Here is an 8,988-nt window from a genome sequence, read left to right as displayed (position 1 = left end):
CAAGAAAGGCTATAGCTGTTTATCAAAGAGTTATATGGAAAGGTTTGGATTTTATTTAAGTTAGGATAATGCGATAAATCCGAAAGTTTGGATTTTTATCAAGAGTTTGATAATGTAAATTCGTCCATATTCAGCGATGTTCAGAATCTTTGGGATCAGTACAAGGATAAGACTAAGATCAACTTTATTGCTTCCGGTTCTATCTATTCGATGATGATGAAGATTTTTGAGAACAGGAAAGAACCGTTATTCGGGCGACTTACTTCAAAAATAACACTGCAACCTTTCGCTGTTAGCGTAATAAAAGAAATCCTGAACGATTATAATCCAAAATATAAATCGGAAGATCTTCTGTGTCTCTATATGCTGACGGGTGGCGTTCCCAAGTATATTGACCTTCTTATGGAAGCCGGAGCGATAACAAAGAATAAGATACTGGATATGGTTACACGTCCTGATTCTCCCTTTATCGGAGAAGGCAAAGAATTGCTTATCTCTGAGTTTGGAAAAGAATATGGAACCTATTTCTCTATCTTACAGTTAATCGCTTCCGGGAAAACGACCCAAAGTGAAATAGATTCCATCATCGGAAAGAATACGGGGGCATATCTAGTCAATTTGGAAAAGGAATATTCCCTTATCACAAAGAACAAGCCCATGTTCTCGAAGCCGGAAAGCCGGAAAGCTCGTTGGAGTTTGAATGACAACTACCTTCGTTTTTGGTTTCGGTTCATTTATCCGAATCAGTCATTGATTGAAATGGGAAAATATGACTTGCTTCGTGAGTCTATTGATAAGAACTATGAGCAATATAGCGGTTTCACTTTGGAAAAATACTTTCGGGCTAAAATGGCGGAAGAAGAGAGGATAACCGCTATTGGTAGCTATTGGGACAGTAAAGGCGAAAATGAGATAGACCTGATAGCCTTGAATGATTTGGATAAAACGGCTATTGTTGCCGAGGTAAAGCGTAACCCCAAGAAAATTGACATAACTTTACTTCAGGCGAAAGCCGATTCAATCAAAAAAGAACTTGCAAAATATAAGGTTGAATTAAGGGGCTTATCTATGAATGATATGTAAAGCCCAGTGCAAGGTGCAGCCTATTTATATATAGGCTGCACCTTGCACTGGAGAACGACTTGATATTCAATTAATTTTTGTAAGATTCAAAAAGTTCGTATATTTGAACCTGAAAGCTGATATGAAGCTTGTGGACAGGAAAAGACAGTCGAAAGCCAAGGCTGGACAGAAATCGGTTACTAAATAGTTACTAAAGAAAAGGCGAAGTAGCCTTAACCTCGTATCATACAGGACAATCGGAATTTATCGTTCCGTTCCCTCTCTGACTTTTCTTCTTCCGATAATTTTATAAATCGCATAAGATGTTTATTATGAGATAAATATAATGAAAATTACTCTATTTACAAAAGAATACGACAATAAATATTTTAAATTACTTAAAAGTAATCTAAGGCTGTTATATTTTACATATAACCAATGTTAAATATAACGTGCAAATGTATGTAAAATAAAACTTAAATAGAATGATATCAAATTTTTTACTGCTACATATTATAATAAATAGTAGAAAGGATACGTTATATATAATGAGTAATCAAAAATTAATAATTAGCCTATGATTAAAAAATCTACACAAAGTAAATTGACATATCCCGAAAAGACAGAAGAAAGGGAACCATCCCGGCAAACGATAGATTTTTTAAAACTCTTTGCTCGTTCGTATAACCTCAGTCAGCTAAAAGCAACCAAGTATGGAAAGGTGTGTTTGAATTAAGGACGAAACTGTTTGAAGTGCCCCCTTGTCGCTTTAGATGAAAGAGAGGGATTCGAACAACGAACTGACATACTGCATGTTACACTATCATTTTGCTATCGTCAGTCACTTTTTATTTATAGTACCTAAATTAGTATAGTTGCCATTATTACAATAAATCAATAAGTAGATGTTCAAAATTAAGCAGCCTTATGATTATAGTTAATTCTCAGATTCTTCCCTATATCTGCCAATGCTCTATTAGTAGCATAGAACAAGGTATCGGCAGAAGCATAATCCTGTGGTCTGAGCCATTTTCCTTTCATGATCCGCCAAAGCGTCTCAGCAATATTCAAATGCGGAGAATATGGTGGTATATAAAAAAGAAAAAGTCCTCGTTTTTCCCAGAGAGGTCGCATCAGTCTGATTTTTGCATTCCTATGCACGCTGGCATTGTCAAGCACTACAAATGTCTTTTTGGTTACTTTGAAAGAATATTGATCCAGGAAACTGACAACCTTTTGGGCATCAATAGATTCACAGGAGCAGAATCCCTCAAAATGATTATCACGGCTGATCATCCCAAAGATATTGAGTCTTTTAGCTCTTTGGGAGGATATATACAAGTTCTCTCCAGGAAACTGCCATCCGTATGGCACATAACCTTCGGTACAAACATGCGATTCATCACCGTAAAAGAGGTTGATCTCTCCTTGGGCATACAGTGTTTCAAGTTCTTGCAGCTTAGCGGTCTTATACTCATAAAGCCGCGGCGAGGGGACTCCCCTTGGACGTCTTCTTATACGTCTATATCTTGCGCCAAGGCGGATAAAAAACGTCTGAACGTCAATTCGCTCGCTTCTTTGCCAGAGGAATTCTGCCAGGCTTCTTTGGCTAAACGCACACTCTGCCTGTCGGACTCGATGGCTTTGCGAACCGCTTCCTCGTCCGAACAGTCCATGATGGGCTTGCGGCCTTGCCCAGGACGGGTATGCAAACCTTTGATACCCTCGGACTCGAATCGTTTTACCCAACCGTTGACGCTTGGAGCGGTCATTCCGGTCTGTTCGCCAACTTGTACGGAACTTAAACCTTCCGATTTGAGCAATACGGCGCGACAACGCATGCGAAAACAATGGCTCTCGCCCAAACGGAAACCTTGTCTTAGGGAGTCCCGTTCGAATTCGGTCAATGTCAATATCTTGATCTTCATTAGCATATACATTTGGTATGCTACGAAGATACGACGGATTTAGTATATGTGAAATAATTATGAACACTTACTTATTATTCAATCTAACCCATTCGCAAATATTAGGTTATCACTTGAAAAGGTAGATATAGGTTATTTGACTATGGCAGAAGTAAAGAAGATAGAGTTGCTTATGAACAAATCAAAGATAGTATTTAAAGATTATAATTAAGGATTATTAAATCTTTTCCCTTGTCGTCTGGATGAAAATATACCAGAGCATTCCCCTGTTCGGATGATCAATCAGGTAGTAGACGAGTTGGATCTTAGTGGGTTGCTTTCCACTTATCAAGGCGGCGGCACCAGTAGTTACCATCCACGTATGCTATTGAAGGTCTTATTCTATGCCTATCTGAACAATATCTATTCCTGTCGCAAGATAGAAAAGGTCATGCGGGAGAATATCCATTACATGTGGTTAAGCGGCAGTCAATATCCCGGTTTTAGTACCATTAACCGTTTCCGCTCGGAACATGTGAAGGATTGTATTAAGTATTTTGTTTTTTTGAAAAATCCTGTACTTTTGCCTTTGAGTTTTATGCAGACAAAGGCAGGACAGGGCAAGTCAAAATAGACTTGTAGAAAGCGTCCCAAATCGTACCCCATAAGATAAAAAACACAACAAGCTGATTTATAGCAAGATTCTTTCCTTCTTAAAAATACATACAGTGTTTATATATATTTAAGTGAGAATAAAATTGAAAGTAAAGGATAATTATTTAATTTTACGATATATACAAAATAGCGAAAGGAGGATGCTATGAAAACCTTATTATTATCTATTTTAACATTTGTAACCGTTGCGGCTTTTGGACAGACTTACGAGGAGAACGATTCTATCCGGATTTTAACAAAAGAAAATGAACAGTTGTTAGAGCGTTTACTCATCAGCGAACCTCAACCTTTAGATAAGGAAGGTAGGCTTGGTGTACCACACGAAGATTTTCTCAACCTCATGGAGGTCAAACCCATACCTTTGACCGACAACAAAAAAACAGAAATGCGTTTGCCACCTGTGGAATTTTATCAAGGACCGATGCCCGGCCAACCAATATTCAGCAGCAAATTCCCCTTTGCTAACGATTATGGTTTTTATGGGGCTTTTCCTGTCACAAAACGTTCGTGGATAAGCACGGTTAGTTCGCACGAAACGATGCCCACCATGGGGTCGTACAGCACTGTGGGCGCACGTTACAATTATATGCTCACCGATAAGATAATGGTTTCGGCAGGCGGATACGGAACAAAAGCCTTCTTGAATAATAATTATCTGGGCGACTATGGAATTAACGGACAAGTGAAATTCGTACTAAACGACCGCATTCGTATAAACGCTTTCGGGCAATATTCCATGAATGCCGAAAAAAATCGTTTTACGGATATGAACAACGGCATGTTTGGGCAAACTTACTACGGTGGCTCGATGGAGTTCCGGATAACCGAAAAGTTTGGTGTTGAAACCGGTATAATAAGGGAACTTAACCCCATTACCGGTAAATGGACAAATACACCATATATAGCCCCGGTATTCTATAAATAATCATTTCTGATTCAAAAAAAAAAATAAACTGTAATTCAGCGAATCGAGTAGGAGAACAAAATTTGTATCTATCTAGTCATCAACATCCTTGTCTGGTAAGCGTATCGTTGTTTTCCCATCAGGAGAAATGGCAACTTTGTATACTACCCGTCCCTTGTCTTCCTCTATGGTAGTGTGCAAAGCTTCAATAAATCCTTTATACTCGCCCTCACTAATGACCCTTTCAATCCCCAAACCATGACTTAAGTAGCGCGTGGTACCAGAGTTGATGTCATAATAATGAATTGCGCCAGCGACCACCCATGCACTGGTAATGAAATAAAACCCGTTAGACTCAAGATTCCATGTGATTTCTTGAAACTCTCGCATATCCTTTTTAGGCTCCCCGACGAATTGAAATGGAACGGCAACCTTAACTGCTCCGGTTTCATTGTTTATCAGTTTTATTTGGCTCTGGACAGAGTAATCACTCTCGCCTACCACATAGGGATCTAATTCCGACGTCCATTCAACGAAAGCCGTCCATCTATAATTTGGAGAACTTACATATTCTATCTTCTCATTCAGTTGCCGTTGCATTTCAAAGCACTCTAACTTTAGTTCCACAGCCTGTTGGTCTAATTTTGATCCTAGTGCTTTAGCCTCAACAAACGTACAACTTAGCAAAGCTGTAAACAGTATCGGGGAAATAAGCGATTTGCGGACAGAAAGTGACTTAACTTTATTATAATTCATTATTATTCTGTGTGCCATTTTCATAACTATTTCGTAAACCCAATCAATTTACCGATACAGGTCACTAATCATCTCCATTTCCTGCATCGTGCGATAGTTGATAGCCGTCAACTTCATCTGTTGTTTATTATCTTTATATACCTTAAATTACAAGTGTTTGAACAATAACCTTGTAAGCATTAAATGTTTATATTAGGACTTAAAAAAACAGACACGAAAACACAGCGGTACAGCTACCGTACAAAAGTAAGCGAAACAATTTAATTTAACAATTTGGAAGCATTAATTAGATAAAATATAACTGATTTAAGTGATTATTTTATTTCGAACTCACGTTTGATTATAATCTTTAAATACTATCTTTGATTTGTTCATAAGCAACTCTAAGATACATATTTTAGAGTGAACAAAAAAGACCGAAGCGAGTAAAAACTTCGGTCTTTTTTGTATGTGAGGGCTTTTGACACATCCTCTTGTTTAGTATATATTTTCACTTCATTATTCTTAACCACGAACAAGCGGTTGCGTAGAACAACGTAATAGTCCTCCCATTTTTGAGATTTCATGATAAGGTATAGCCTCAACAGTTATGCCCCACTCTTCGGTAAGGTGTCTGTTAAGGCGGGTAAAACGTTCTTCGCTGACAACCACCGTTGGCGATATTGAGAATATATTAGAATTCATGTAATACATTTCTTCGTTTGTTATCTCAAACACATTGTCTTTGCCAAAGAAATCGACCAAAAGCTGATAAGAATCAATACTTGTAAATCCATTCTTATAGATAATTGCCTTATCGTTGCCCACAGGCATAAAGGTGCAATCGAGGTGCAAAATTCCCTTACGAGGGTCAAAGTCGTTTTTCACTAACTCAAGCGGGATAATATTTTTTTTAGGGAACAGTTCCTTCAATGCCAAAACAGCTTGGATATTTGTACGTGCTGTCTTATAATTAGAAAAATCCATGCCTGTATAAGTACCCACAAATATAGTTTCGTTATAAAGCACAACATCACCTCCTTCTACACGAGCACCTTCCGGAAGTTGTATTTTCTTTGCTGGGTCAATACCTTCGTAAATAGGATTGTAGGCGGCTTGCTCGGCCACACGGTCGGATATCATACTCGCTTTGATGATTTTGTCATCAATAACAAAAGCTACATCACGGGCAAAAACCTGATTGCAATTTTCTATAAGATCCGGTTTCAGAACCTCAACCCCATGTTTTTTGAGAGCTTGCTCAAGGGCTGTCATTTCTGTTACTATATCCTCTTCCTTAGGGTATGTACCATTTTTTACTTGTTCGTACGACTTGGCATCGTACGTTTCTTCTAATTTAGGGTCTGCTCCATTAGAGTTTGGACGACCTATAACAACGGTTTTTAGAGGCGAAGTTTCGTTCTGTACATTAAGTAGCATATATTTATTTTTTCTTATTTTTCTTTCAAAGATAATATTCTCTTTTCAATCGGAGAAAATATCAGCAATCTATACCCAACGTTCTTTTTGATATATTTTAATTATCATCAAGGCCGGTAATAAATTTTATATCTGTCAAAATATCTTATTTTTGAACAAATAATTCACTTTTTGACACTCAACTTCTTTTCTTTATACCTCAAAGAAACAAGGTGATTTCATACAATATCACGATTCTATGTTGCTAAACATAGTCTGAAAAAGTCTTTCGTACTTGTCGGCTTATAAGCCAAATAGCTTCCGGGCATTCCGGCTGGTAACCTCTCCCACTTCTTCGGGAGATACGTTATATATATCGGCAAGTTTTTCGATGATTTGCACGGTATAAGCCGTTTCGTTGCGTTTGCCCCGGTATGGAACGGGCGAAAGATAAGGTGCATCGGTTTCAACAACAATGTGCGACAAATTGGTATGGGTAAGAACATCTTTCAACCCCGAATTCTTATAAGTAACCACACCATTTATGCCTAAATAGAATCCGCCCAACGAAAGAATATCATGTAGTTGGTCAACCGTTCCGCCAAAGCTGTGGAATACTCCCCGTAACTCGGACTGTCCTATTCGTTTTATGCTATCAATAACCTCCGGTATAGCTTCCCGGCTATGGATAGATACAGGCAAATTGAATTCAACACTCCACCGGAGCTGTTCTTCAAAGGCTAAACGCTGTTCTTCGGCAAACGATTTATCCCAATACAAGTCCATCCCTATTTCTCCTACGGCAATATATTTGCGGGTGGCAAACAGTTTTTTCATTTCTGCCAGATCTTGCTCCCAACCAGATGTTACACTTGTTGGATGCAATCCCATCATAGGCAAGCAATAGCCGGGATATGCCGCCGACAAGTTGTGCAGGCGGCTTATCGAGTCCATATCTATATTGGGTAGTAATATTTTTTCAACTCCTGCTCTTTGGGCACGGTCTATCACATCGGCAATATCATTGTCGAATTCCGGCTCAAAGATATGAGTATGGGTGTCAATTATATTCACTACGATTTGCGCGAAATCAATGTTGTTGCTAATTTTTGCAGTTCACCTTTTTGCTCTTCGGGAATCGATACCCTGTCGAGGCATTTTATAGCTTTATTGTAGTAATCAAGAATCAGCTCTTCCGATTTTTCTTTCAGATTCAGGCTATCGTATATCTGGGTTACTGCTTTAATTTTTTCTTCTTCGTTGTACTGTTTTTCTTCAATCCAAGGCAATAGTTTTGCTTTTGCCTCGGTGTTTTGTAATACATTTATCAGCAAAAATGTTTTTTTGTTGCACAGTATATCTCCACCTATACGTTTACCGAACTCTGCGGTGTTTCCATAAACATCAAGTAAATCGTCTTTCAATTGGAAAGCTAACCCTATATTTATTCCAAAATCATACAAAGCTTCAGTATCGGCTTGGGGCGCAGAGGCAATAATAGCTCCCATCTTGAGGCCACCACCAAGGAGAACAGCCGTTTTGAGGCGTATCATCTCGATATATTCGTCAACCGAAACATCCATACGACTTTCGAACTCCATATCATATTGCTGCCCGCAACAAATTTCGGTGGCTGTTTTTGAGAATAGAGCCAATACTTGGGGCAAAACATCTGTTCTTGTTTTAGCAATTTCTTTATATGCCTCTATCAGCATGGCATCGCCCGAGAGAACAGCCGTATTGTCGTTCCACTTTATATGAACTGTCTCTTTTCCCCGACGCATATCGGCATTGTCCATCAAATCGTCGTGCAGGAGAGTGAAATTATGGAAGATTTCCAGCGCCAAAGCAGCAGGAATAGCTTCGCGGATATCGTCTTTATAAAGGTTGTACCCCATAAGCGTCAGTACGGGGCGAACACGTTTTCCTCCCAAAGCAAGGATATAACTTATCGGGTCGAAAAGTGATTGAGGTTTCTCACGGAACTTTATTTCTTCTATGTGTTTGTTCACTATATCGAGAACCTCGGCAAATGTGTAAAGCATATCTAATTTCTTTTTTTGTTTTTTTTATTAACTTAAGATGCAAAGGTACAAAACATTTGTGGTTTCATGAAGAAGATGTTTTTGTATAAAAATTCACACACATATTAAATACCGGAGTGCTCCAATAAATTTTAATTAGTTTTCCCTATCTTTCCTCTATAATCACCATCTTCTCTAAGCTACTTGTTGCTTAGAGAAGGTTTTGGTTTTGGCACAGCACATGACTCCCTCTCCTCATTTT

General features: G+C 38.5%; 9 protein-coding genes and 1 pseudogene. 4 read left to right on the top strand and 6 right to left on the bottom strand.

What is annotated here, in order from left to right; translation table 11 throughout:
* Window positions 1–87 precede the first annotated feature (87 nt).
* Window positions 88–1,083 carry an ATP-binding protein gene (locus M2132_RS11615; RefSeq protein ID WP_280673721.1) on the top strand — a complete coding sequence of 332 codons (996 nt, stop codon included), beginning with the start codon at window positions 88–90 and terminating at the stop codon, window positions 1,081–1,083.
* A gap of 556 nt (window positions 1,084–1,639) precedes the next feature.
* A complete protein-coding gene (locus M2132_RS11610) occupies window positions 1,640–1,798 on the top strand; it encodes a hypothetical protein (protein ID WP_280673720.1) in 159 nt (52 codons plus the stop codon).
* Window positions 1,799–1,977: 179 nt separating this feature from the next.
* Here the strand turns inward: M2132_RS11610 and M2132_RS11605 are convergent, their stop codons facing one another.
* Both M2132_RS11605 and M2132_RS11600 read right to left on the bottom strand, forming a co-directional pair.
* Window positions 1,978–2,580 (bottom strand): IS630 family transposase, encoded by a 603-nt coding sequence (locus tag M2132_RS11605; protein ID WP_280673722.1) that lies wholly within the window; start codon window positions 2,578–2,580, stop codon window positions 1,978–1,980.
* Window positions 2,577–2,990: a helix-turn-helix domain-containing protein gene (locus M2132_RS11600; protein ID WP_280698310.1), complete on the bottom strand. Its 414-nt coding sequence runs from the start codon at window positions 2,988–2,990 to the stop codon at window positions 2,577–2,579. Before M2132_RS11600 ends, M2132_RS11605 begins: the two co-directional genes overlap by 4 nt.
* A 238-nt stretch (window positions 2,991–3,228) precedes the next feature.
* Here M2132_RS11600 and M2132_RS11595 point away from each other — a divergent pair.
* Together M2132_RS11595 and M2132_RS11590 are read left to right on the top strand one after the other, a co-directional pair.
* Window positions 3,229–3,522 (top strand): annotated as a pseudogene (locus M2132_RS11595) (transposase); the annotation flags it as partial.
* A gap of 267 nt (window positions 3,523–3,789) precedes the next feature.
* Window positions 3,790–4,569, top strand: a complete 780-nt coding sequence (locus M2132_RS11590; RefSeq protein WP_280673718.1) for a hypothetical protein — start codon at window positions 3,790–3,792, stop codon at window positions 4,567–4,569.
* Window positions 4,570–4,641: 72 nt separating this feature from the next.
* Here the strand turns inward: M2132_RS11590 and M2132_RS11585 are convergent, their stop codons facing one another.
* The 4 genes from M2132_RS11585 to M2132_RS11570 form a co-directional block, all read right to left on the bottom strand.
* Window positions 4,642–5,322: a hypothetical protein gene (locus M2132_RS11585; RefSeq protein WP_280698309.1), complete on the bottom strand. Its 681-nt coding sequence runs from the start codon at window positions 5,320–5,322 to the stop codon at window positions 4,642–4,644.
* Between the two features lie 486 nt (window positions 5,323–5,808).
* On the bottom strand, window positions 5,809–6,723 hold the full coding sequence (locus M2132_RS11580; protein ID WP_280673716.1) for a dimethylarginine dimethylaminohydrolase family protein: 915 nt from the start codon (window positions 6,721–6,723) through the stop codon (window positions 5,809–5,811).
* Between the two features lie 282 nt (window positions 6,724–7,005).
* Window positions 7,006–7,776, bottom strand: coding sequence for a TatD family hydrolase (locus M2132_RS11575; protein ID WP_280673715.1), 771 nt, complete (start codon window positions 7,774–7,776; stop codon window positions 7,006–7,008).
* The gene (locus M2132_RS11570; protein WP_280673714.1) at window positions 7,776–8,747 is read right to left on the bottom strand and encodes a polyprenyl synthetase family protein; all 972 of its coding nucleotides are present in this window, start codon (window positions 8,745–8,747) and stop codon (window positions 7,776–7,778) included. Before M2132_RS11570 ends, M2132_RS11575 begins: the two co-directional genes overlap by 1 nt.
* Between the last annotated feature and the right edge of the window lie 241 nt (window positions 8,748–8,988).

The sequence above is a fragment of the Dysgonomonas sp. PH5-45 genome (genome assembly GCF_029893235.1).
Taxonomy (GTDB): Bacteria; Bacteroidota; Bacteroidia; order Bacteroidales; family Dysgonomonadaceae; genus UBA1309.
Note: the sequence above shows the minus strand (reverse complement) of the source record. Positions and strands in the feature narration are given on the sequence as shown.